General features: G+C 38.5%; 23 protein-coding genes and 1 tRNA gene. 22 read left to right on the plus strand and 2 right to left on the minus strand.

Annotated elements, in window-relative coordinates; genetic code table 11:
* Positions 1-9: 9 nt before the first annotated feature.
* The 7 genes from H4J67_RS13065 (at position 10) to H4J67_RS13095 (ending at position 6,399) form a co-directional block, all read left to right on the plus strand.
* Positions 10-99: transfer RNA gene (locus H4J67_RS13065), tRNA-Ser, on the plus strand.
* Between the two features lie 249 nt (positions 100-348).
* Positions 349-879 carry a sigma-70 family RNA polymerase sigma factor gene (locus H4J67_RS13070; RefSeq protein ID WP_182171688.1) on the plus strand — a complete coding sequence of 177 codons (531 nt, stop codon included), beginning with the start codon at positions 349-351 and terminating at the stop codon, positions 877-879.
* Positions 876-1,574, plus strand: a complete 699-nt coding sequence (locus tag H4J67_RS13075; protein ID WP_182171685.1) for an anti-sigma factor domain-containing protein — start codon at positions 876-878, stop codon at positions 1,572-1,574. Before H4J67_RS13070 ends, H4J67_RS13075 begins: the two co-directional genes overlap by 4 nt.
* A 440-nt stretch (positions 1,575-2,014) precedes the next feature.
* A complete protein-coding gene (locus H4J67_RS13080; RefSeq protein WP_404842797.1) occupies positions 2,015-3,568 on the plus strand; it encodes a DUF4331 domain-containing protein in 1,554 nt (517 codons plus the stop codon).
* Between the two features lie 11 nt (positions 3,569-3,579).
* Positions 3,580-4,122 carry an Ig-like domain-containing protein gene (locus H4J67_RS13085; RefSeq protein ID WP_182203983.1) on the plus strand — a complete coding sequence of 181 codons (543 nt, stop codon included), beginning with the start codon at positions 3,580-3,582 and terminating at the stop codon, positions 4,120-4,122.
* A 35-nt stretch (positions 4,123-4,157) separates the two neighbouring features.
* Positions 4,158-5,234, plus strand: a complete 1,077-nt coding sequence (locus H4J67_RS13090) for a lipopolysaccharide assembly protein LapB (protein ID WP_182203985.1) — start codon at positions 4,158-4,160, stop codon at positions 5,232-5,234.
* Positions 5,235-5,289: 55 nt separating this feature from the next.
* Positions 5,290-6,399, plus strand: a complete 1,110-nt coding sequence (locus tag H4J67_RS13095) for a HupE/UreJ family protein (RefSeq protein WP_182203986.1) — start codon at positions 5,290-5,292, stop codon at positions 6,397-6,399.
* 204 nt (positions 6,400-6,603) lie between these two features.
* Here H4J67_RS13095 and katG read toward each other — a convergent pair whose 3' ends face one another.
* A complete protein-coding gene (katG, locus tag H4J67_RS13100) occupies positions 6,604-8,778 on the minus strand; it encodes a catalase/peroxidase HPI (RefSeq protein WP_182203988.1) in 2,175 nt (724 codons plus the stop codon).
* 378 nt (positions 8,779-9,156) lie between these two features.
* On the opposite strand from katG, the gene H4J67_RS13105 reads away from it, so the two are divergent.
* Positions 9,157-11,943, plus strand: a complete 2,787-nt coding sequence (locus H4J67_RS13105; RefSeq protein WP_182203990.1) for a hypothetical protein — start codon at positions 9,157-9,159, stop codon at positions 11,941-11,943.
* A gap of 175 nt (positions 11,944-12,118) precedes the next feature.
* A complete protein-coding gene (locus H4J67_RS13110) occupies positions 12,119-14,812 on the plus strand; it encodes a TonB-dependent receptor domain-containing protein (protein ID WP_182204014.1) in 2,694 nt (897 codons plus the stop codon).
* A 174-nt stretch (positions 14,813-14,986) separates the two neighbouring features.
* Here the strand turns inward: H4J67_RS13110 and H4J67_RS13115 are convergent, their stop codons facing one another.
* A complete protein-coding gene (locus H4J67_RS13115; RefSeq protein WP_182171664.1) occupies positions 14,987-15,346 on the minus strand; it encodes a DUF3718 domain-containing protein in 360 nt (119 codons plus the stop codon).
* Between the two features lie 459 nt (positions 15,347-15,805).
* Here H4J67_RS13115 and H4J67_RS13120 point away from each other — a divergent pair, with 459 nt between their 5' ends.
* The 13 genes from H4J67_RS13120 (at position 15,806) to H4J67_RS13180 (ending at position 24,752) form a co-directional block, all read left to right on the plus strand.
* Entirely contained in the window at positions 15,806-16,483 is a 678-nt protein-coding gene (locus H4J67_RS13120) for a methylamine utilization protein (protein WP_182171661.1), read from the plus strand.
* A 443-nt stretch (positions 16,484-16,926) separates the two neighbouring features.
* Positions 16,927-18,168 carry a hypothetical protein gene (locus H4J67_RS13125; protein WP_182203992.1) on the plus strand — a complete coding sequence of 414 codons (1,242 nt, stop codon included), beginning with the start codon at positions 16,927-16,929 and terminating at the stop codon, positions 18,166-18,168.
* A 103-nt stretch (positions 18,169-18,271) separates the two neighbouring features.
* Complete coding sequence (locus H4J67_RS13130; RefSeq protein WP_182203993.1) at positions 18,272-18,685, plus strand: GNAT family N-acetyltransferase; 414 nt, start codon at positions 18,272-18,274, stop codon at positions 18,683-18,685.
* 82 nt (positions 18,686-18,767) lie between these two features.
* On the plus strand, positions 18,768-19,079 hold the full coding sequence (locus H4J67_RS13135; RefSeq protein WP_182203995.1) for a hypothetical protein: 312 nt from the start codon (positions 18,768-18,770) through the stop codon (positions 19,077-19,079).
* 27 nt (positions 19,080-19,106) lie between these two features.
* On the plus strand, positions 19,107-19,457 hold the full coding sequence (locus tag H4J67_RS13140) for a hypothetical protein (RefSeq protein WP_182203996.1): 351 nt from the start codon (positions 19,107-19,109) through the stop codon (positions 19,455-19,457).
* A gap of 272 nt (positions 19,458-19,729) precedes the next feature.
* A complete protein-coding gene (locus H4J67_RS21265; RefSeq protein WP_220471653.1) occupies positions 19,730-20,050 on the plus strand; it encodes a DUF1801 domain-containing protein in 321 nt (106 codons plus the stop codon).
* 107 nt (positions 20,051-20,157) lie between these two features.
* Entirely contained in the window at positions 20,158-20,550 is a 393-nt protein-coding gene (locus H4J67_RS13150) for a hypothetical protein (RefSeq protein WP_182171649.1), read from the plus strand.
* A gap of 104 nt (positions 20,551-20,654) precedes the next feature.
* Entirely contained in the window at positions 20,655-20,894 is a 240-nt protein-coding gene (locus H4J67_RS13155) for a hypothetical protein (protein ID WP_220463218.1), read from the plus strand.
* A gap of 321 nt (positions 20,895-21,215) precedes the next feature.
* On the plus strand, positions 21,216-21,722 hold the full coding sequence (locus tag H4J67_RS13160) for a helix-turn-helix domain-containing protein (RefSeq protein ID WP_310650627.1): 507 nt from the start codon (positions 21,216-21,218) through the stop codon (positions 21,720-21,722).
* Between the two features lie 136 nt (positions 21,723-21,858).
* The gene (locus H4J67_RS13165) at positions 21,859-22,218 is read left to right on the plus strand and encodes a hypothetical protein (RefSeq protein WP_182171643.1); all 360 of its coding nucleotides are present in this window, start codon (positions 21,859-21,861) and stop codon (positions 22,216-22,218) included.
* A gap of 116 nt (positions 22,219-22,334) precedes the next feature.
* Entirely contained in the window at positions 22,335-23,069 is a 735-nt protein-coding gene (locus H4J67_RS13170) for a hypothetical protein (protein WP_182203998.1), read from the plus strand.
* Positions 23,070-23,176: 107 nt separating this feature from the next.
* A complete protein-coding gene (locus H4J67_RS13175) occupies positions 23,177-23,737 on the plus strand; it encodes a flavodoxin family protein (protein WP_182171637.1) in 561 nt (186 codons plus the stop codon).
* Between the two features lie 556 nt (positions 23,738-24,293).
* On the plus strand, positions 24,294-24,752 hold the full coding sequence (locus tag H4J67_RS13180; RefSeq protein WP_070376337.1) for a GNAT family N-acetyltransferase: 459 nt from the start codon (positions 24,294-24,296) through the stop codon (positions 24,750-24,752).
* The last annotated feature ends 394 nt before the right edge of the window (positions 24,753-25,146 follow it).

The raw sequence follows: 25,146 nt of genomic DNA on the forward strand, positions 1-25,146 counted from the left end.
GAAAAAATTGGTGAGCTGGCCGAGTGGCTGAAGGCGCACGCCTGGAAAGCGTGTAAAGGTTTATCCCTTTCGAGAGTTCGAATCTCTCGCTCACCGCCACATTAAAAAACGGATGCTTCACTTGAAGTGTCCGTTTTTTTTCACCTAAAAAATAACCCCATCCTATATTCACCTAGCTTCCTATAGATTAACCTCCTCAATAATTATGCTGATAGTTATTATGAATCATTTATGCTTATTAGACTTTTGTTCAAAATTATTGATAAGAGTATTGTAGATAAATCACCACTGTTTAGGTTACTATCTTTGTATATATGTAATTTTCCTTAAAAAAAAGAGCAATAAATAATGGAACATGAGCAGCATTTAGCGTTACTTGGTGCTTCAGCCCAAGGCGATAAACAAGCGTTTTCGAAACTTTATCAAGCGACCAGTAAACACCTTTATGCAGTCTGTCTGAAAATGTTATCCAGCAAAGAATTAGCCGAAGAAGCTCTGCAAGAGGCTTATGTCCGCATTTGGCATAACGCGTCTGAATATAGAACGGGTAAAGGCACAGTGTTGACTTGGATGATCAGTATAGTGCGATATCGCGCACTAGACATTTTACGTTATCATAAAATTAGAAAAGAGGATGAACTCGTTGAGAATGAGAGTTTTGATCTCGATACCAGTGAGAAAATAAGTGACTCAGAACAACTCTTACTCGACAAATGTTTACAGCAGTTAGATCTTCAACAGCGACAAGCTATTTATTTAGCCTACTTCAATGGCTGTTCTCATCAAGAGGTGGTTAAACACCTAAATAACCCTTTGGGTACAATTAAAAGCTGGATAAGACGTGGTCTTATGAGTTTACAGAGTTGCTTAACACCATGAATTATCAATCTGAAAAAATCAAAAACGCCCTTGCAGCAGAATATGTGCTGGGTACTCTACGTGGCCCTGCTCGCCAGCGCTTTCAAAAATTGATGATGCAATTTCCACTGATCAGTGATGCAACCCAAACATGGGAGCAACATCTCAATGGCTTAGGGCAAAAAATTCCACCGGTTACTCCAGACATAGCTGTTTGGCAGCGTATCGAAGATCAATTAGGATTCATAGCTCAGCCTATAAAAAGTAATGTTGTAGCAATAACCAAGTCTAAGCCTCGAGTTTGGCAAGGTATTGCGGGTTTAGCTTCGGCGGCGGCGATCGTGCTTGCTGTGTTGTTATTTAGCTTTCAACCACCACCTCAGCCTGAAGTTCAACAACTTGCTTTAATGAGTAATGAACAAGCCGACTTATTATGGGCGCTAGAAATTGGTGCAGACACTATTAGCGTGCAAGCGACCAAGAAGTTAATCGCTAAGTCAGATGCTGATTATCAGCTATGGATAGTGGCAGCAGACGGTCGGCCTCCGATTTCTTTAGGCTTGCTACCTAAAAGTGGTAAGTTAGTTTTAAGTAAACCTCAGTTATTTGATCAGATTGAGATTGCGGCTTTAGCGGTCAGCTTAGAACCATTAGGTGGTTCACCCAATGGTTCACCAACCACTGTCTTATATACTTCAGAACTGGTTATTCTTTAGTTACTCTTTAGCTTTTACTGCGAATATTAAAAAGCGAAACGACAGTTTCGTTTTTTTTTATCTGTTGTTTTATGCTGAAAAAAGTCAATAATTTGTAAATATGTTGTTTATATTGAATGACAAGTAATAGACATTCTATAATTTTATGACCTAGGCTTACCTTAGCTGTTGTTGATTAAGTTGATTAAGTTGACTAAGGCGACATGACCTAAAAAAAGTGCAACAACGCTATCCAATATAAAAAGTAAAAATAACACGATTTGAAACTATGGTTTGGCTGAATAATTATTAATTTGTAAATAAGTTATTTTTCTTGCATCCAATTCATAATCTCGATCGTTTAACTTAATGAGCTTTCAAGAAAGTAACCATTAAGAACTATAAATTATAAAGGAAACGTCATGAAAAAATTTAAATTAACACTAATTGTATCGGCAATAATGAGTGCAACTTTGTCTCAAGCTGTATCTGCATCAAGCCATCGTGAAGCGCCTAACGTCACACGTATGCCAACAGTCGACTCAACAGACTTTTATGCATTCAATAGTTATGAAGAAGGGCGTGGCAATTACGTCACACTCATCGCAAATTACATTCCTTTACAGGATGCTTATGGTGGACCTAACTATTTCGCTATGGACCCTGCTGCAACTTATGCGATTCATATTGATAACGATGGTGATGCTGTTGAAGATATAACCTTTACTTTTAATTTTAACCAGATGTTAGGCAACAATAATGCAGGTGTTGCTTTGATGGTTGGCGCTGAAGGAGAACAGAAATCTGTTGGTGTACCACTTAAAAATGTTGGCGGCATCAGTATGGCAGATAAAAGTGCGGCTAATTTCTCTGAAAGCTACATGGTTAATATGATTTCTGGTCCAATGCGAATGGGTACCAGTGCTGCTGTTACTAATAGTACTTCGGGTGGGGCAAGTTTTGCTAAGCCACTCGATTACATCGGTAACAAAACATTTAGCAACGCTGAGCAATATTCAGCTTATGCTAACAGTCATATATACTCAGCCGCTATACCTGGCTGTGATGCACCAGCAAAAGTATTTGTTGGTCAGCGTAAAGACGCATTTGCGGTTAATTTAGGTAAAGTTTTTGATTTAGTGAACTTTGTTCCTGTTGAAGGTGACAGTGCTCCTGGAGCAGGCGATGGCGATGGCTTCCCCGGTGGTATTACACAATCAGCAAGTAATGATGATTTAGCTGACAAAAATGTTACGAGTATCGCTATTGAAGTACCGACAGCTTGTTTAACAGGCACAGGTAATGGCGTTATCGGTAGTTGGACTACGGCAAGTTTACCTCAGGCTAGAATTTTGAATCCTAATGCTAGCTTTGATAACACTGAAGTAAATGGTGGTGCATTGACGCAAGTTTCTCGTCTTGGCTCTCCTTTAGTGAATGAATTGGTTATTGGTTTGGCCGATAAAGATAAGTTCTCAAGTTCTCATCCAAGTGCAGATGGTCAGTTTGCTGATTATGTGACTCATCCAACGCTACCTGAACTGCTGAATATATTGTTTAAAGATGCAGTTAATACCACTTTAGGTGCAAATATCGAAACGTTGGCACCCACTAATTTCCCTAGGGTTGATTTAGTTACCGCATTTTTAACGGGTTTCCCAGGTGTTAATCAGTTATCAACAGTGACCGCAGCTGAAATGCTACGCTTAAATACTGGTATTGCAGCAGTGGCAGCCGATATGCAGTCATCGTTTGGTGTTGCTGGTGACGATTTAGCTGGCTTTCCAAATGGTCGCCGACCAGGAGATGATGTGGTAGATATTGCTCTTCGTGTTGTTATGGGTCGTTTATGTTATCCAATTCCAGTTAATGGCACAGATACCGATTTGGGCTTATGTGCACCAGAAGATGCAAGTGTAGGTAATGTACCCTTTACTGATGGTGCGCCAAGTAATGCCTCTATGATGGATACTAGCTTTCCATACTTAGCAACGCCGTTACCAGGCTCTAAATAAGGAACACTATTATGTTATATAGTAAACAAAATAAAGCATCTCATCTTAGCCAAGTCTTTAATCTTAAAGGGGTCGTGTTAAGTTTAGCGGTCGCCATGCTAGTTTCAGGTTGTAATAATGATGTCGATGAGCTACCTATTACGAAAAACGCATCACCGACTACGATATCGGTCGATTTGATCACTCAAACAGAAACGCCTATCACTGACATGTTAAGCGCAAATGATGAAAATGGTGACACGTTGACTTTTAGCTTAGACCAAGAGCCGATGCTAGGAATGGTCACCATTGATAGTAATGGTAGTTTCACTTATCAGCCTAATGCTGAAGTAACAGGAAGCGACAGCTTTACTTTTACTGCCTCTGATGGAATTAATTTTCCTGTTAGCGGTACAATTAATATTACAATTGAAGCGCTGGAAGTGTCATTTGCCAGTTATAGTCGTGCAGCTTTTAGTCAGCAATCAAGCGATAAACCCTTGGCCGTAAATGGTCGTGTGTTTATTCAAGATGTTGAGGAACCAGCAGCATACGACGACTTACTTCAACAGTAGAACCATCTTGACTGCGCCAAGGAAGGCGCCCTTTTATGGATAATGATATGCCAACTCTTCGTTTTATTAGCCCCTTGTTATTTTTGGTTTTTATTGCCACTTCATCGCCTGTGCATTCAGAAAGTTATGTGCCCAAATCAAATCAAAGTATCGTAGCTAGCTGGACGGTACCTAAACCTGCACAACAGCCAAAGATTTTTATCGCCCAACTGCTCAATGACGCAAATAAGCCTGGCTTAGCAAGTCGTTATTATGGCCGTGCTGGCGCTTTACTGAAACCCTTGTTGGTCGCTAATCCTGATGATCTAGAGCTACAATTTTATTCAGCAACCGTCTTACAGCATTACCATCAATTTAATCAGGCCCAACAATTACTGACTCAGATACTTCAATATCAGCCAGACAACGTCGCTGCTTGGTTAATGAAAGCCAATATACACATGGTACAAGGTGATCTTGACGCTGCGAAAAGTGCCTGTTTACAGGTATTGGGGCAGGGCAGTTTATTTGTCAGTAGCGCCTGTGTGCTAGAGGTTAGTGCTGAACAAGGCAACGTTGCCCAAAGTTACCAACAGTTAAAAAATATCGTTAAGGTTGCGGGTGATATACCTATCGCCCAACAGGTGTGGCTTAATCAAATTTTAGCTGACCTTGCTCACCGTCAGCAGCTAACACAACAAGCCATAGACCATTTGTCAGGCTACCCATTGAATCAGGCCCCGGTTAGTTATTTAGCGCTGTGGGCGGATATATATTTAGCACAACAACAAGGCCAAATTGTTTTAGAGACATTAGGACCCATCGTTGAAGAAAGTGATAGTTTTGATGATGCTTTGTTATTACGTTTGACCCTTGCCGAACAAATAACTAAGGCAACTAATGGCGAATGGCAGCAACGACTAACCCAACGTATTGAAATACGTTTGCAACGTAATGATACCGCTCATGCTGCAGATATAGCTCAATATTATCTCGATATTGTTCCTAACCCTATAAAGGCGCTTTATTGGGCGAGAATTAATTGGCAACAAGCTAAGCTGGGTTCGGATGAACGCTTGCTCAAACGTGCTTTAGCATTTAAAGAATCACCTGATAAAAAGCCTCAGATTTAAGCTACACCTCAACACAATAAACCTTAATAAACCGTAAAAGTAGTGAGATAAAAATATGCAGCAGTGGTTAAAAATAGGGCTAATAAGCCTGTCGTTATTACTGGCCAATACTGTCGCCGCTCATCAATTGAGTACCAGTTACATTATTGCCGAAATCGACGACACCGGTCGTATCAGTGGCGAATGGCAATTGAGTTTGACTGATTTAGAATTAGCTGTTGGCTTGGACATAAATGCCAACGGTGAGTTAACCTGGGGAGAGGTCAAGAGTCGACAAGCTGAGATTGCTAGCTATTTGGCTGAGCATTTATTATTGAGTCGTGAAAATTTAAGGTGTAACTTACGTTTTGAGATTATGGAGCGTTTGCAAGATCATGCCAATGAAGCTTTCGCTGTTACTGATTTCTCAGGTCAGTGCCCAATCAGTGGCCCATTAGAAATTGCCTACAGCGCAATATTTTCTTTAGATAGTAGCCATGAGGTGGTTTTAAATATTGGTGATGGTAACCACTTACACAGTTTAGTGTTAGATGACAGCACTCGAAAAATCACCATAGATTTGAGCAAAGGTAGTGCCTGGACGACCTTTACACAATTTGTTTATCAAGGTGTTGTACATATTTGGATCGGTATAGACCATATCCTGTTTTTGTTTGCCTTGTTATTGCCGGCGGTGCTACAGCGAAAAGATAAAAAGTGGCAAGCTATATCAAGTGTTAAAACTATTTTGACTAACACCGTATGGATCGTAAGTGCATTTACCTTGGCTCATTCGCTAACGTTAACAGCGACCGCCTTAGGCTGGTTAAGCCCAAGCAGTCGTTGGGTAGAGCTGGGCATTGCTTTATCGGTTTTATTTGCGGCACTCAATAATATTTGGCCAGTGGTTTTACGTTTAGCTTGGTTAACCTTTGCCTTTGGTTTGCTCCACGGTATGGGGTTTGCTGGTGTCTTAGGAGAATTAGGCTTACCTGCGGATCAACAGTTACTAAGTATACTAGCCTTTAATCTTGGTGTTGAAATAGGCCAGTTAGCGATACTTGTTATTTTACTGCCGATATTAATTTTATTACGTAATACCACGTTTTATACGAGAGGTATTCTACCTGTTGGCTCTATATTAATTGCGATTATGGCCGTGCAATGGAGTGTAGAGCGCTGGTAAACTTAAAAATTATTGCTAATGCAATCGCTTATAGCTCAAGTGATATTTTTGAAGGATACGGGGGGCACTTCAGCTATTGGGTTGAAGGGGTTATAGCTAAAAAAAAGTATTGCGGGTGCAATACTTTTAAGTCGCTACTTACTAAGTTAGCTAGATTAATCATTCACGCCACGGTAAATAGCGGCGTGAAATTTCAGCTAATCATCAAACTAGATCGAAGCGATCAGCGTTCATCACACTCGCCCATGCTGTAACAAAATCAGCAACAAACTTCTCTTGGTTATCATCCTGCGCATAAACTTCAGCATATGAACGAAGAATTGAGTTAGAACCAAAGATAAGGTCAACTCGTGTTGCTGTCCATTTTACTTCATTTGATTGACGATCGCGCATCTCATAGAGGTTATCACTAACAGGTTCCCACGTATAATTCATGTCTGTTAAATTAACAAAATAATCGTTAGAAAGTACACCTTCACGTTCGGTGAATACCCCATATTTTGTACCATCGTAGTTAGTGCCAAGCATACGCATACCACCGATTAACACGGTCATCTGATGCGCGGTAAGTCCCATTAACTGACTTCGGTCAAGCATCAGTTCTTCTGCGCTGACAACATAGTCAGCTTTTAGCCAGTTTCGATAAGCATCATGAGTGGGCTCTAGTACCTCGAAGGAGTCAATATCCGTCATTTCATCTGTTGCGTCGCCACGCCCTGGTGAAAAGGGTACAGTGACTTCAAAACCAGCCGCTTTTGCAGACTGTTCTATACCAACATTACCTGCCAAAACAATGACATCAGCGATACTTGCACCACTACTTATAGCAATACTTTCTAGCACAGAAAGTACTTTGCTAAGACGTGCTGGCTCGTTACCTTGCCAATCTTTTTGTGGAGCAAGGCGAATGCGTGCGCCGTTGGCACCACCGCGTTTGTCAGAGTTACGGTAGGTTCGCGCACTATCCCAAGCGGTTGCAACCATTTCGCTGATACTTAAACCACTCGCTGCTATTTTATCTTTCAGCAAGTCAATATCATAACTTGTGGCTCCAGCGGGAACAGGGTCTTGCCAAATAAGGTCTTCTTGAGGGACCTCTTTACCGATATAACGTGCCTTTGGCCCCATATCGCGATGAGTGAGTTTGAACCATGCTCGGGCAAAAACGTCAGAAAAATATTCCGGATCTTTAGAGAAACGTTCTGAAATTTCACGGTACGCTGGGTCCATTTTCATCGCCATGTCGGCATCAGTCATAATAGGCGTTTGACGTTTAGTTGCATCTTCGACATCAACAGGCTTATGTTCTTCTTTAATATTTATTGGTTGCCACTGCCAAGCACCCGCTGGGCTCTTCTTTAATTCCCACTCGTGGTTAAGCAACATCGAAAAATAACCGTTATCCCACTGAGTAGGATGTGTAGTCCATGCGCCTTCAATACCACTGGTGATGGTATCGCGACCAATGCCACGTTTGGTTTTATTGTTCCAACCTAAACCTTGTTCAGTAATATCTCCAGCTTCTGGCTCTGGCCCTATTTGCGAAGCGTCACCATTGCCGTGACATTTACCGACGGTGTGACCACCGGCCGTTAGGGCAACCGTTTCTTCATCGTTCATTGCCATACGTTCGAACGTTACTCGAATATCATGCGCTGTTTTAAGGGGATCGGGCTTGCCGTCTACACCTTCAGGGTTAACATATATTAGCCCCATCATTACCGCAGCTAAGGGGTTTTCTAAATCACGCTCACCAGAATAACGGCTGCCTTCTCCACCACTTGGTGCAAGCCATTCTTTTTCGGCGCCCCAATACGTGTCAATTTCTGGCTGCCAAATATCTTCACGACCAAAGGCGAAACCAAAGGTTTTTAACCCCATAGATTGATAAGCAACAGTGCCAGCGTAAGCAATTAAATCAGCCCAGCTAAGTTTGTTACCGTATTTCTTTTTGATAGGCCACAGCAAACGTCGCGCCTTATCTAAATTGGCGTTATCTGGCCAAGAATTTATTGGCGTAAAACGCTGATTGCCAGTCGCTGCACCACCGCGACCATCCGCGATACGATAGGTGCCGGCAGAATGCCAAGTCAAACGGATCATTAGGCCACCATAATGTCCCCAATCAGCAGGCCACCAGTCTTGACTATCTGTCATAAGGGCATGCATATCTGTTTTAAGAGCAGCCATATCAAGGTCTTTCAGGGTTTCACGGTAATTAAAATTCGCGCCCATAGGATTAGTCTTACTGTCATGTTGATGAAGAATGTCAAGATTTAGTGCCTTTGGCCACCATCCCATATTTGACATACTGCTCTTTGTTGCACCGCCGTGCATTACTGGGCATTTGCCAGCTGTCGTTGTTGTTTTGTCATTCATATGCAATTTCCTTTCATTAATATAGGCTGAACTGTTAAAAGTTAGGATGAAAAAATACCAGATGATAATGCTAAGTGATTATTTTGAATTACCAATGATTATTAAAATACATCATAGTACATTCTTGATAAATTATGAGTTTTACTTACGTTAACGCATTCAATAACGCATCTCAATCTGTTCAGCTTTAAAAGCTTAGTTTTGAAACGTTAACAGATCAGTGAGTAAGTTAAGCGATTTCAGTAATAGAAATTTATTATGTAACACTTATGTCATTTTTCTTAAATAAAAACTACATATTACTTCAACAATTCTGTCATTTAACCTCAGTAGCATAGCCGCAACTTTATTCTAATAATTTCTGCGGAGCAGACTAACATGCAAATAAATTCACTCTTTAAAATCAGTACGCTAGCTTGTGCCATTACTTTAGCCAGTTGTGGTGGTGGCGATATTAAACTTTCATCTCAAGTAGATAACTCAGTAGGCGATACAACCATCACTAACCCTGCTCCAACTGACCCAATTGTGACCGAATTACCGGGTAAGTCTAGTTCGGTGTTGGGCCAAGATGTTTCAACAGCTTTAGGTTTTGATGTTGCTGTACAAGTGCTTGATGGAAAAATTACTAGTGATATGACTTTAGTCGCCAGTGCTGATAGCAAGCCGGTATTTTATGCTATTAGTGGTGCTTTAGAAGTGATGGCAGGAGCAACACTAACCGTAGAGCCAGGTGTTGTTCTTTTTGGACAATCAGGTGGTGATTATGTCGTTGTGCACCGCGACGCAAAAATAATGGCAGAAGGCATAAAAACTAAACCTATTATTTTAACCTCACTGCAAGATGTTAAGGGTGAAGAAACAACAGCCGGTCAATGGGGTGGCGTAGTTATTTTAGGTAATGCCCCTTCAAATAAATGTCCTACTGATGGTAGTGAATGTGCACTTCAAATTGAAGGTGCTGAAGAAGGTGCTGTCTTTGGTGGCTCAAACTGGGAAGACAATTCAGGTATCTTAAAATACCTTGTTGTTAAATATGCAGGGTTTGAAATTGCGCCTGACAACGAACTTAATGGTATAACGTTTGGTGGTGTTGGCTCAGGAACAACGGTTGATTATATTCAAGTACATTCAAATGCCGATGACGGTGTTGAATTTTTTGGCGGTGCGGTCAATGTTAAACATTTAGTTTTAACGGCCAATAAAGATGACAGTATCGATTGGGACAATGGTTACAAAGGTATGCTGCAACATATTTATGTTGAACATGCTAAAAATGCTGGCGAAGCAAACCGAGGAATTGAAGGGGATAACGATGGTTCTACTCCTGATAAAGAGCCACAGTCAGCGCCAATTATTGCTAATTTGACGATTGTGGGTAATAACTTTGACAGTGCAGATAAAGACTCAGAAGGTATTTATTTACGCGAAGGAACCGCAGCAAAAATATTTAATACGGTGGTAACCGGCACCAGTGAAATGGGTGAATGTTTAGAAATTGAAGGTGGTGCAACGAGCTCTGTAACGGTTAACAATGCTAACAGTGGTAAAATTGTTATGCAAAACAGTGTTATGGCCTGTAGTAATAGTGAAAATTTCAAAAATGCTAAAGCGGAAGACGGTAGTGTCTTGCTTGACCTCGAAGCATGGTTCAGTGCAGAAGCATCCAACAGTATTAGTAGTTCTATTTTAATTAATGAAAACGGTATCCCCGATGCTAACTCACCACTCGTTGCTGAGAATGCTGGACAAGATGTTGCAAATACACAAAATGCCTTTTTTGACTCCGTTGATTACATTGGCGCGTTTGACAGTGCTGACAACGCGGGTAACGATTGGCGTGAAGGTTGGGCCTTTGGTTACGGTGGTGGTGTAGTAACCGCTCAGGCAGAAACACAAGGATGTCCAACAGGTACATCGGCAATTTCTTCAGTCAATGGCTCAAACATTACTTGTCAATTAAGCGGTGTTATTGCTAATAACTTAACGTTAACCGCTAATAATATTTATGCTCTAAGCGGCGCTGTTTTTGTTGGTGGTGATAAAATTAACTCAGCAACACTAACGATTGAAGCCGGTACAACCATCTATGGTCGTTCAGGTAGCGATTACCTAGTGGTCAGTCGTGATTCAGAAATTCAAGCAAATGGCACAGCCTCAAAACCTATCACTTTTACGTCGAGTCAAGATTTGACCGGCGCTGAAACAGGTGCGGGTCAATGGGGTGGAATAGTGTTATTGGGTAATGCGACATCAAATAAATGTCCAACGGATGGCAGTGACTGTGCACTGCAAATTGAAGGTGCTCAAGATGGCGCAGTCTTTGGCGGCACAGACGATGCTGACAGCTCAGGTACATTACGTTATGTCGTTGTTAAGCATGCAGGTTATGAAATAGCACCAGACAACGAACTGAACGGGATAACGTTTGGTGGTGTTGGTTCTGGTACCAAAGTCGAATATATTCAAGTACATGAAAATGCTGATGATGGTATCGAATTTTTTGGTGGCACGGTTAACCTTAAATACGTGGTCTTAACCTCTAATAAAGATGACAGCGTTGATTGGGATAATGGCTTTCGTGGCAACTTACAATACGTACTCGTTAAGCATGACCCACAAAATGGTGAAGCAAACCGTGGTATTGAAGGAGACAACGACGGCTCAACACCAAACAAACTCCCACAATCAAACCCAAGTATTGCCAACATGACCATTATTGGTAATACATTTCACACTGCAGATAAAGACTCTGAAGGTGTTTATCTACGAGAAGGCTCGAAAGCACAACTTCATAACTTTGTTGTTACAGGTCCTGCAGGCATGGGCGAATGTGTTGAGTTGGAAGCTGGCTTAACGGTAGATCAAGCAAAATCTGGTGATACGCTAATGAGCAACTCAGTTGTGGCTTGTGATGAAGCGTTTAAAGATTCTAAAGACTCTAGTGATGCAACCTTTGATTTAATGAGCTGGTTTATTAACGATAATACCGAAAACAGTACGGCTGCAAATACAAGTGCGGTATTAGAAGGCATTTTCACCATCGATACCACAACACCTAAAGACTTCACCGGTAACAGCTTTTTTGAAAATGCTGACCATGTCGGTGCAGTAACGAAAGCGAAAAACTGGACAGCAGGATGGACAGTAGGTCTTGAAGAATAATTAGACGTTGAAGGCGAACACTGTTTTTTCCAATGATCAGTGTTCGCTTTTTTATTTCAGCATAACTAATAAATACTCAATCAACCTAACTGATGCAAGCGATTAGCAAAGCAGTAATAGCGTATCTAAAGCAAGCACAGAGACTTTATCGAGGTTAACGATGAACAAAAAATTAATGCATAGTGCCAAGCAAATCAAGGTAAACAAACCAAATAATTGTTTACGATTAAGTGGCTTAGCACTGGCGATAATAACAAGCCTAGCAACGACATCTGCAGTAGCAGAGCAAACATCAGCAGAAGATGAAGCTATTGAAGAAGTTGTTGTTAAGGTAAGTCGATTAAAAGGTACGGCGAGCGCTATTATTGAAGAGCGTCGCAACCAAGCCTTTATCGCCGACATTTTAGGTGCAGAGCAAATTTCACGCACCGGCGACAGCGATGCCGCTGCCGCATTACGACGTGTTACCGGTGTGACATTAGTGGATGGGAAATTTATTTATGTACGTGGTTTAGGTGAACGTTACTCAAGCACACAGTTAAACGGTGCCGCTGTACCCAGCCCAGATCCGACACGTAGTGTTATACCTCTGGATTTATTTCCAGCGTCAATTATCGAGTCTTTATCGGTACAAAAATCCTACTCACCTTCAATGCCTGCGCATTTTGGTGGCGGTAATGTTGATATCCGTTTAAAAAGTATTCCAACAGATTTCCTTTTTAATATCTCTGGTAATTTAGGTGGCAATAGCGAAAATTTTGACGATGGTTACAGCTACAATGGTGGCAGTGATGACTGGCGTGGCCAAGATGATGGCACTCGCGCAGCACCCAAAACATTACAAAAATTATGGAAAAATTACAGTTCATTAAAACATATTAGTCAAGATGAAAACCGTGCAATAGCCGCGCAGCTTAATCGTGATTACGATCCAGTTAAAGAAAATATCGCCCCAGATTTTGGTCTTGATATTGCGCTCGGTGATAAATTTGAACAGGGTAAATATCGCTGGGGTTATTTAACCTCTTTATCCTATGACAATGAATGGCAAGTAAGTGAATTATACGAAGGTCAAGATTTTCGTAATAACACCGATGGTTCATGGAGTTTAGTACGAGGTTTTGACCAAGTTACCTCAACTGAACATTCAGTAAAATGGTCTGGTCTGCTGAACTTAGGTGTAGAGTATGACCGAGATCATCGCCTTGATTACAGTTTCATTGTGCTACGTGATACCGCCGACGAAATAAAAGACAAACTGGGTAATACTAACAATGTATTACTCAGTGATGGTTTGCGCATTCGAGACAGTGACGTTAGCTACGAAGAGCGCGAAATGATCGCTAATCAGGTTCGTGGTACTCACAATCTGCCATGGCTGTGGAACATAGGTTTTGATTGGAAATATTCAGACGCTCGTTCAAGTCGTTACGCACCGGGTAATGTTTCTACGCGCTACATACTCAGTGATGAAAACGAAGATGGTACTTTTGATCTTACTAACGAAAGTAGTTTACGTAAGGCTTCAACCGCTACCCGTTATTCTTTTCAGGACTTGGAAGATAAAGTAGAAAACAGCGGTTTTAACCTATCTTTACCCATAACTTTTTCGCAATTAGAAGTAGAGCTTAAGTTTGGTGGTGATTTTATTGAAAAAACCCGTGACGCTTTTTCCAGACGTATCGATGTTAATACCTTAGCCTTTGAAGAACTGAGTCTTAGTGGTCACAAAATGAATGATATTTTAACAGACGATGTTATTCTCAATCAGCCATTACAAGGAAGTGAAACGGTTATACGAGACACCTCTGTAATGGGTGATGACTATTATTCAGCACAAATGACCGATGCTTACTACTTTGAGGCAGATTGGTTTATTGACAATACTTGGCGTATCAGTGGCGGTTTTCGCTGGGAAGATTACCGTCAAGTCGTCGCGCCTTTAGATCCCGCAACCGGTCGCTTTGATTTACCACCACAACCAACAGAAGAAGATTTATCTAAATTAGCCTTTCAAGAAGATGATATATACTCGGCGTTAGCGCTTACTTACATGATGAGTGAAGCTGTTCAGTTTCGTTTATCTTATGGTGAAACCACAATACGCCCAGATATTCGCGAGGTTGCGCCATCAACTTACCTTGACCCGCTAACCGGGTATCCTATTCGAGGTACTGCTGGTATAGAAACCACGGATATTAAAAACTACGATCTACGTTGGGAATGGTACTTAGATACGGGAGAAAACTTGTCAGTAGGCTTATTCTACAAAGATATGATAAATCCGATTGAATCAGTACAATCACCAGGCCAAGATGGCCCTCCGCTCATAGTTATTGCTAATGCAGACGACGGTGAAGTTTATGGTATTGAGCTAGAGTTTATGAAAGATTTTGCCTTTTTGGGTGATTTTGCTGGCATGAACGGTAACGATTTTTTCTTGTCAGGTAACGTGACCTTAAGTGACTCTGAAATAAACATCAACACGCAACGCGTTGTTGAGCAAACTGGAGTTTCTGCCGCGATTACTAATCCGACGCGTCGAATGACTGGCCACTCGCAATATGTGGTTAATCTCAATTTAGGTTATGATGCGCCAAATGGTAATCACTCGGTGACAATGGCTTATAATGTCTTTGGTGAACGTATTATTATCCCAGGTATTGAAGGGCAAGATGATAAGCATGAGCAACCTTTTCATTCACTTGATATGGTATATACCTACTATCCTACCTATTCAACAACGTTAAAATTCAAAGTACAAAACCTACTTGATGAAAGTAAAGAAATAGAGTTTTCTGATACTTTATTTCGTAGTGAAACGAAAGGCATTGCTTTTGATGTTTCCTTTAAATGGGATTTTGATTAGTTAGTTAAATTATTGCTGGCGTTTTACAACCCTGCAAATAGATGAATTAAGACCACCCCAAATTATTATTAATTAAAGGAGTGGTCTTGTTATTTCTATCATAATAACTGCCCGTAAATTTGAGCTAGATTAAAAACATTATTGTCTTGCTGTTGCTACTACTTGATAGATCACTTAACCGGCTCTTTTTTTAGCTATAGCGCCTAAGGTTGGCGAGGCAATTATTAATTCATCAACTAATTCACCTAATACTTTTCTTGGCAATTTTTTAATAATCATTTCACCGACATCATTAGCGTTGCTTGCTGCAGCAAAAAATAATATATTTTTACCGTTACAGGTTATTTCATCAAAAATAGAGCGTATTTTAATACGTTGTGCTTTTAATAAAGAACGGAACCTCCTTTTATCGTCAGCCGCGACATACTCACAAATGTTTTGAGCCATATTATAGGCCATGACCTTGGGTGAGTAATATTGTGTTATTAATAGTAATATTATTGAAGCGATGCCCGCTGCTTTATATCTCATCATTAATTTATTCCTTAAAAGCGTCATTTATTAATTTCATCAGTTTATCTAAGTGTAGCTATTAATTTTTTTATTACATTATGATTTTTTATTTTGTTAAAGTTATTAAAGAGAGTTGGATTTTGTCCTTTGGTTTTGACTTTAAAAACGAAGCTCACAAGTTTATAAGGTTTTGTTAGGAGCTATGTGGGTGAAATAAATGATTGGCTACTGCTAATAAAAATAGTAGTTAGCGCCTTTGTAAAGATCTAAAAGGAAAAAATGACTAATTGCTTGAACACAATTATTTTATCTTCAAGTATTGTTAAGTAAATAACATTTTTTAAATTAGAATAATATTCTTTAGTATTGAGTATCAAATGCTTAATGTTTTCATCTGAATGGCCAATTTTTTTGGTGAGATATAGGTATAAATCAGTGAACTGTGTTAATTTTATAAAATAGTGATATTTAATAATAAGCGTGGATAGTGAGATTATGGTAAGAGTTTTTAATTACAAAATAATTTCTTTTTTAATGATTCTTAGTTCCTTCGCTAGTCAAGCAAGCAATACAAACATTCTAGTGATTGATGTCGATAAAAAACCATTGTCTAATATAGTCGTTTCCGCTGAGCCAGAAATAAAAACTGCTGTGGCAGATAGTACTTTGTCGGTTCCTTATACTGCTATTATGGATCAAGTAAATCGACAATTTTCTCCTCACATTCTAGTTGTTAATAAATATACTAACATTGATTTTCCCAATTCAGACAGAATAAAACATCATGTTTATTCCTTTTCACCAGCGAAAACTTTTGAAATACAACTATACCGTGAGAAGAAATTAGACCCTCGTTTGTTTGATAAAGTTGGAGAAGTGATCCTAGGCTGCAACATACATGACTGGATGGTTGGTTATGTTTATGTTGTTGATACCCCTTGGTTTGGCAAAACTGATGGTGAGGGTAATATTAATCTAGCACTGCCTGATGGAAAATATACACTGAAAATATGGCATCCTTTACTCCAAGAGGTTGATCAATCTTTTACTCAAAAAATAACGGTTTCTAGTCATACCAATATCACTATTAATGTAAAAGAGGCGATGAAGCCTAGATATGCAGCTTATGAAGATGATGATGAATTAGATGACTATTAATTTAAAATCATTACAAAATCGTATTTTAGTACGATTTATATTTTTATTGATGTTAACGATAACGATAACGATAACGATTATTTTGTTTGTTACGCTGCAGCAAACCTATTAGCACTCTGAAAACCAAATTAATAAACAATTTACTATTGCACATTTAGTCATCACAGATAAATTAGTTAATCATAGTAAGGCAATTTACCGTGGTATTTTGCTTATGAGTAAAAACTTTGCTTTAAAAAATTGGTCAGCCATGTAGACAATGACCCTAGTTCGTTATTAAGCGCACAGCTTATGATTAAGTGTTGTGGCTGAAGGCGTTGAAAATAAATAAAGTCTTGATATGTTGAATAAAATGGGTTTAGAAACCGCACAAGGTTACTTTATTAGTAAGGCGATTCATGGTGATGAGTTTTTACCTTGGTTACTCAATTATGAGGAAAATAATGATTAGTACAACAAATAAAACACTATTAGCCACCTTTATTCTATTGAGTTCTGCAGTTAATGCTGCACAAATAACGGTTAAAGGGGGGATTGAAGCAGGATATATTAAAGCCGATTATCATCAGCCTTGGTTAAATAGCTGGCAGGAAGAAGGCGTGGGTATATTACGGTATAACGACGATGATAAACTGATGCTAACACAAGCGGCGATAGAAATAAGTGGCGACTTAATTTCTAATGTTAATTTTGATCTTGTCGCCAATTACAATCCTGATGGTGAAAAAAACATTGGCTTAACAGAAGCTTACTTTACTTATTCGCCATTAAATCCTGGCTTAAAACATCAAGTTAAATTCGGCATGTTTTATCCTCAAATGTCACTCGAAAATACAGCAACCGGATGGACAAGTCCTTATACTTATAGTTTTTCAGCGATCAATTCTTGGATTGCTGAAGAGCAAAGAACGCTAGGTGCTCAGTGGTCAATCACTCGAAGCGGACGAAAGCATAATAGCCCTCATAGTTTTACCGCATTAGCCTCTATATTTAAAGCGAATGATGGCTTAGGCAGCTTACTTGTTTGGCGGGGTTGGGCACAGCATAATAGGCAAACTTTTTATAATGAAGCCGTTGTCTTTTCTGATTACTTTTCCCAGCAAGACATCCCTATTAATACGCCTAATTTTGTTGAGCCTTTTATTGAAACAGATAGTAAATGGGGATATTACGTTGGTGGGCATTGGCGTTATCTAAAACAAACTGATGTGAGAGTTTATTACTACGATAATAGAGGTGATCCAGAGGCTATTGAAAAAAATCGTCAATATGCCTGGAAAACCCAATATTATTCTGTTGCCATGCAACATAAATTTACAAGTAACTTTAGGCTGTTAGCTCAGTATTTAGCTGGTGATACCGGTATGGGCAGTCAAGAAGCAGGTGTGTTTACTGATATTTCTTCATGGTATGTGATGTTTAATTATAAATTAGGATCACATAGATTTTCACTACGCCATGACCAATTCAAAGTAAAAGAAACTGATCAGAACAGACAAGACCCTAATGACAGCGATGGTGATAGCCTTACGTTGGCATGGCAATATCAACTGGATAAAAATTGGAATGTAGGCGCTGAGTTTATCAACTCAACCTCGAACAATGAAAATAGAACTTTATGGGAAAGTCGAGCAGCGGAACATAGGCAAAAGCAATATATGGCAATTGTACAATATAAATTTTAATTGAGAATAAACAATTGGCTAGTTCCGTTTCGCTCTACACTTTAGTCAACGACAATTTGCCCCTTAATAGGGTGTTATTTGACTATGGAGATTAAGCTAAGCGTTGATTAGAAATGCCAATGAAGATGACTTATCCATATCTTTAAAGGATGCCAAGTTAGAATTACTTGAAAGGCTAAATTCGCCGGGGTTTATCGTCACAGAAATAGATGGCTGCGTAGTTGGCTACGCGGTGTACAATCTCGTTACTAAAGAGCAAACAAAAATTCTACGTGCTCGACAATATTGCTACCTTCAGAGAATTGGAGTTGATATACATCAGCTAGAGGCTGGTATTAGGTATGAGTTGATCGCATATGTAAAAAATGAATGCCGTAGACTAGATATCGATGATATTGAATTAGATGTTTGGTCATTTAATGATAGAGGTCAAAAGTTTTTTGAAAAAGTTGATTTTGAATCATACGGTTTTAAAATGAAGGCGTCACATAACAAGGATTTGAAGGATGACTGCTAACAGTTTTCTCAGTTTCGCTTCACATTATAGCTAATAATTAAAAGCCTCTTAAAAGGGCGTTAAACGTATAGGGAAATTGTGTGTGAATTCTTCGAGTAAAATATTAAGCCTACTATTTTGTTGCTCGGTATCTGTAAATATTTATCAATACCGACAGGAAGGTATTTTAAGTTTCGCACCTGAAGTAAAACTGAATGATGAGGCTATAAATATAAAATTTGCTGATAACTTGTCATCTAGCAATAAGATACAAGAGAAGGGGCTTGCCAGAAACATATCATCAAGTAATTCTTCCAGTTCAATCAACAATGATATTAAGACTAATATCGAAAAGATAGAGACTGATGATAATGAAGTTAGTGAAGTAACTCATAGTACATATAGTAAATATTAAGAAAACGTTTTTGAATATGAGCTTTCGTTGTATTTAGATGATGATATTGTCAATTTAGTAAAGAATGGGAAAAATGAAAAAGAAATAACCGACATCATAGATATGCTTAGCAGTAACGATGTCAGGGAACAGGATATTGAGTTCGAGTCTAAAATCAATCTTCTCTTTGAAAATTATATAGATAGTATTCAGAGTGGCAGTCAATATTTCAGATGTAATTCATCTGGTTGTTATATCTCTTATGTTCTGACGAATGACAGTGAAGCAAATCATATTTTCTTGGATTTTCCAAGGATAGATGGAAGCACTTCAAGCGGTTATACACTTAGCAATCCTGATGGAACTCTTCGATATGTAGATTTTATTTTAATTCAATAGTTGCTCAATTGATACTTGATGGATCTATTAAAGATCCCAGTATAGCTTTGAAATATGGTGGTAAATACGTATAAAAAGCCATTCAAGCAGATCTTTTAACCGTTGGTTAGGTTAAGCTTGGCTTCACTTCACAATATAACCAACAATTAAAGCCTCTTAATGGGTGAGACATTTCGATAATTATGGAGCAGTGAAATGGAAGAAATTACCAATTTATATCGTGCATTGAAAATGAGACCAGAAAATCGGATTCATTTGCCTTGTTACCTTTTTTGGAAAGAGTCTCTGGATATAAGCCTTATTTAAGTGGCAGCATAATTGGCTTCGGTAAATATCGCTATAAATACGATAGCGGTCGTGAAGGAGATTCCGCAGTAATCTCGTTCTTTCCTAGAAAACAAAACTTAGTGGTTTACATAATGCCTGGTTTTGACAAAATTGAAGGCTTATTACAGGAACTAGGTAAACATAAACTTGGCAAATCTTGTTTGTACATTAATAAACTATCCGATATCAAACCGGATGTTCTTGAAAAAATAGCCAAGTTATCCATACAGTATATGCAACAAAAATATAGGTGTAAAAATGCATGACAAGAAATTAAACAAGGACAAAATATAGTTGGTTTTTGCTCCTTCGACGTTATTTTAACCAACAATAAATTTCCTCTTAATGAGGCGTTGTCAGTCATGGAAAGTGTATGCGTATAGTTTTTGTTTTTATCCTTCTACTTTTTTCAGTTACAGTGAATGCTGAAAATATTAAACCTTTCACATCAGATGGTTGCAGTTCTTTCCCTGACGGTACATTTGATCATAAAGAGCTATGGTTATCTTGCTGTACTGCTTACGATTATCCACCTTGGCAAGGTGGAACTTATGAAGAGAGGCTGGTTGCAGATAAAGAACTTCATCAGTGTGTTTCAAAAACTGGGGAGCCTCAAATTGCTAAGCTAATGTTAGTGGGTGTGCGAGGAAGCCCATATTTTCCTACGTCATTTAGATGGGGTTATGGTTGGTCTTATCCTCGCTGGTATAATGTATTAACTGAGGCCGAAAGAAAGCAGATAAAGTCGATTAAAAATGACACATAGCAAGGTATTCAAACGGACAAAAAAGTTGGCTGTCGTTTGTGTATAACTATTTTAGCCAACAATTAAAAGCTTCTTAGTGGAGCGTTAGCTATTTAGGAGTATTTATGAATTGGTTGCAGCTTTCAAATGACGAAATATTAGAAATAGTTAATCCTATAATGGATAACCTTATGGATGCTTCGACTCAAATTGACCATGAAAAGCATGTGCGAGATTTTAGTGACAATATGAAAAGTATCGTCACTAAAGATGAGTTTGAAAAACAGTGCAAAGCATATCAAGAAACTCTTGGTTTTTTTACAAAACGAGAGTTGGTTGGTGTGATTAGAAAAAAAGTGACGTAAGGTTTTTTTGGAAGCAAGGGTATTCAAAATCAGATGATGAGTTCCTAGCTTTCGTTCACATAGTTCAGCGCAATGGAACGTTGGAAGTTGTAAACGCTTCTGTATCACAGTAAAATAGCATAAAAGGCATTCAAACGCAGAAAATACAATTGGCTTTTGCTCCATCGTCGTTATTTTAGCCCGCTATAAATTTCCTCTTGATGAGGTGTTGGTGCCAAGCGTAAATTTATGTCTGTCGGCTATTTGTCGTCTGTTTGTCATTACCGACAGAATGGCCTTGGTGTATAGTGCATCAGCATTCAACAATAAATGGAGTTACCTGTGAAATCATTAAGACTCGAAAAATGCTGGTCTCAAGAACAATTGGCGCAACTAAGCGATTTAAATGTTCGCACAATTCAACGAGTAGAAAAAGGAGAGAGCATTGGAATTGAAACTTTGAAGTCTTTGGCTGCGGTTTTTGAAATCTCAACTGATGAGCTTATATGTGCTATAGATAATGAAAAAAACCTCCAAACAAAAGGGGATGCCAATATGATTAAAGATCATTCTCAGCACAACAAAGCAAAAGAGAAGGTTAAATCTATAAAATATTTTTATACATTCTCTGCACTTTTAATTGCAATTTTTCTCCTATTTATGTTGCCTAACTACAATGATGGAGAAAACTTAGGTCCATTGATTGTTGTATTCTTATCTTTTTGTGCACTTATTGCTGGCCTCGCTTTTCAGGTATTTCAACCCTTTGGTGAGGAATGGGAAAAAGAAAAAATATCCCAGATTTTAAATAAAAAGAGCAAGGGAAGTAGCTCTAGTTCTGAACACTAAATAGGCAAGACGCATATAAGCCATTCAAGCAAGGTAAAAAAAGTTGGCTATTTGCTCTTTCGTCGCTTATTTTAGTCAACAATTATTTGTCGCTTAACGTGGCGTTATAAATCTAAATAAAGTAATGGAATACGCTATGAAGTTTATCTACCTAATACTACCAATACTGGTATCTCTTTCCGGTTGCAACCAATCGGACTCTGACAATAATATTGAAGTATATATAAGTACAGGCGAGTTACAGTGTCAGGATAATGGTTTATCAATATCATTAACTAAGAGTTATCTGCAAGAAGCTGGTATTGAAGTTAAAGCTGAAAGCTGTGGTAACTTAACACTAGTTGATTACCCCTCAGTCTGTGGAGGGGGAACAGGAAAGTTGCATGTATTTACTATTCAGGAAAGTGATTCGCAATTAGCTGAAAACAGAGGTTTTACTATACCTGATAGTACAATTAGTGGTGGTGATTATGCTAAAGTCGAGTGTAGTGATTAACTGTTTATAAGTCATTAAAGCAAGGCAAATAACAGTTGGCTGTTTGCTCCTTTGTCACTTATTTTAGCCAACCATTATTTACCTCTTAATGAGGCGTTCGAGATAAAGGAAGTATCGTGTCAATCAACTATTCAAATTACACATTAGATGAATTATTTGATGTTAACGAAAATATCGATAAGGATAAATTTCCTGAACGATATAAGCAGTTATGTGAAGAAATTCAACGAAGAAAAGAAAGTGGAGAGTTTGAAAAAAAAGCCAAAGAAATTGAAGAGCAGGAAGACAAGGACGATGATGAAAATGAATTTATCATTGAATTCTCTGCTGAGGGAAATGGAAAAAAGCGTAAGCTGTTTTTTTTGGGTTTTATCTTAATCAATTTAGCTGTACTCGCCTTTGTAATACCTAAATATATAGTTACTGATTTTACGGACATACATGAATACTCAACAAAAATTGACTTTGTCGAATGTCATAAAGAAGAAATAATAGATGATGAAACTGATAAAGTATATTCATACTTCGATCTTAATATTGGCTCATACCAAGATACTTTTTCAGCAGTGGGTATTGGCGAGGGTAAGTGTAAAAACTTAGCTCGAAGTTTAAAGGTTGGATCTAATGTTTCTATTTGGCATGAAAGTGGATTAATCCATCAAATAAAATCAAAAAATAACATTCTACTTTCATATGTATATATGGAACCCAAAGTACGAGAGTTAAAAACAGAGGGTGCAAAATTATATTGGTTTGTCTTGTTGGCGTTGTGGGTAGTGTTATTTAAATCAGTCGCTAATGCTGTTGTTCCGGGGACGTTTACCTCTAAGCTATTAAAGCAGGACAAATAACAGTTGGCTTTTGCTCCTTTGTCGCTTATTTTAATTAAGGGTGTTTTGCCTCTTAACAAGGCGTTAGTTTTCTATTATACATAATAGAATAAAGGAGTTTTAAATCGATGTCCCGCATAGCGATAGTCTACTTTTCTAAGAGTGATGTCACAGGACAACTTGCTAAAGCAATTGCTTTAGGTGCTAAAAAAGAACATGGAATAACTGTACTTGTACATAAAATTGAAGGGCGCGAAATCCTTGAAGGAAGATTTGAAAACGAAGAGTTATTTGACGATCTAAAATTATGCGATGCGATCATCTTTGGAAGCCCAACATATATGGGAAGTGTATCAGCTCAATTCAAGGCTTTTGCGGATGCTTCAAGTGAACATTGGCAGAGCCAAGAGTGGGCCGATAAAGTATCTGCTGGATTCACCTCTGGAACAGGCCTAAATGGTGACCAATCAAGTACTTTGCAATACATGGCTACTTTAGCAAGTCATCATGGTATGTTATGGGTGAATATTGATGCTTCATATGGAACAGATAGTTCTACTTTAAATCGATTAGGTTGCCAATTAGGAGTCGTTTCCCAAACGACTAATAGTGTCGCACATGAAGTTGATCTTGCAACGGCAAAGCACTTAGGTCGTAGGGTTGCAAAACTTACTCTTCGTTTAAAATAGAAATATAATAAGAAATTAAATAAGGACAAAAAACAGTTGGCTTTTTGTTCACTCCGTTCATTTATTTTAGCCAACTAGTTTTGCCTGTAAATTAGGCGTTATTTGCCTTAGAGCATTGGAGTGTTAATGAAATTATTGATCAAGCTTTGTGTTTTTTTAATCCTTTTACTAAATACAACATCTTGCGTTACAACATCAACCTATGGAGCAACCTTCGAGGCTATAGCTAAGACTAACGATATTTATACTTTAAAAATTTACTACGGAGGCCACCTCCCCAATGGGCTATAGATGTAAACTTTCAAGAAGGAACTGATTCTGCTTTATATGAAAAAGCTATGGCGTTTATTGCAGAAAATCCAGAATATAATAGCTATAAAGTTGTTGATATTGAACATAGTCATATCCCAAGTTACTACAGATATAGTGTTCATTTTCTTCGTAATTAGCAAATAACAAGGTATTCCAAAGGACTAAAAAAGCTGGCCATTGCTCGTGCCTCGCTTATTTTAGCTTCTGAATGGGCGTTAGGTATACAGGTAAACAAAGGTGCAATATGGATATTAAGCTTGGCGAATTAAGACATGAAGCTGTAATTTTTTTATTACAAGAACATCATGAAGATATGCTAGCTCACTCACCTCCAGAAAGTGTTCACGCGCTAGATTTGCGTGCACTTGAACACCCCGATGTAACGTTCTGGAGTTTATGGGTTAATCAAGATTTAGCTGGTATTGGCGCTATAAAAGAACTTGATAAAGATCATTGTGAGATAAAGTCTATGCGCACATCGACCAAGTTTTTACGTAAAGGTATTGCTCGTAAGATATTAGAGCATATCGTTGAACAAGCGACTCTTCGTTCGTATAAAAGATTAAGTTTGGAAACGGGTACTATGGATGCGTTTATTCCAGCACAAAAACTTTATCAACAATTTGGTTTTCAACCATGTGCCCCTTTTGGTAACTATCAAGAAGATCCATATAGTATGTTTATGTCAAAGGCTATTGAGTAAATGTGTGACACATAATATCAACTGTGAAGTACGACAAAATTGCGATGCAAAACCTGAATCGAATCAAGATTAAAACTACAAGAGTTAATGGCCCCAGTTGAGGTAATAATAAACGTACGCTTGCCTACTTAACCGTCTGCTGTTTAAGTAAAGTTGTCGTTTAAATGACAAGTACCTACGCCAGCTATTATCTTGAAGCAATCATTAACTAAAGCATCGTGTGCAACCATAAAATTCTGATTTATTGACACGATTTTTATTTTAATGACTCCTCCACAATCCCCCAGATAAATTATTAATATCAACCTTAATTTTCAGCGTAAGAAAAATGTCACAACCTTGTCATTTAATAAATCGGCAATATTCCTGAAACTTAATTGTCATATTTAGCCAT

This window comes from Colwellia sp. BRX10-4, from assembly GCF_014077465.1.
In the GTDB taxonomy this organism is placed as follows: Bacteria; Pseudomonadota; Gammaproteobacteria; order Enterobacterales; family Alteromonadaceae; genus Colwellia_A.